Annotated in this window: 1 protein-coding gene and 1 tRNA gene; one reads left to right on the top strand and one right to left on the bottom strand. The window is 49.2% G+C overall.

Annotated features, from left to right (window positions below):
• A partial coding sequence (locus RI518_RS08015; protein WP_310689845.1) for a glycine betaine ABC transporter substrate-binding protein occupies positions 1-228 on the top strand: 228 nt, incomplete at its 5' end.
• Between the two features lie 84 nt (positions 229-312).
• Here RI518_RS08015 and RI518_RS08010 read toward each other — a convergent pair.
• Positions 313-404: transfer RNA gene (locus tag RI518_RS08010), tRNA-Ser, on the bottom strand.
• Between the last annotated feature and the right edge of the window lie 106 nt (positions 405-510).

Raw genomic sequence — 510 nt, 5'->3', positions numbered from 1 at the left:
CTTGTTGTTTTGGATGACCCTGAGAACTTGATTGCATCACAGAACGTGATTCCTCTATTGAACTCAGATATCTACAGCGATGAGCTAGCAGCTGTCTTGAATGAAATCTCAGCAGCACTTTCAACTGAGGATCTAATTGATCTTCGTACCCGAGTTGAGGGTGACGAAAAAGCCCAGGCCAGCACTGCAGCGCAGGACTGGTTGGAAGCAGAAGGTCTGCTTGACTAGTTGATCCAGGGCTCAAACCTCTGACCAGAGGCGAGCTAGGTCGCAAAAAACTCTCCCCGCGAATTCGGGGAGAGTTTTTTTCTGCGGAGACGGAGGGATTTGAACCCTCGAGACAGCTATAAACTGCCTACCCACTTAGCAGGCGGGCGCACTCGACCGGACTATGCGACGTCTCCAAATGCGAGCCCTAGCCTAACCTAAATCCCGATATTCATCCATCGGGATTTAATTGATTTAGGAATTGAATTCTCGAGGCTTTGGTTTTTGGTGGGTATGCGCTAT

The organism is Pontimonas sp. (assembly GCF_031581085.1).
In the GTDB taxonomy this organism is placed as follows: Bacteria; Actinomycetota; Actinomycetes; order Actinomycetales; family Microbacteriaceae; genus Pontimonas.
Note: the sequence above shows the minus strand (reverse complement) of the source record. Positions and strands in the feature narration are given on the sequence as shown.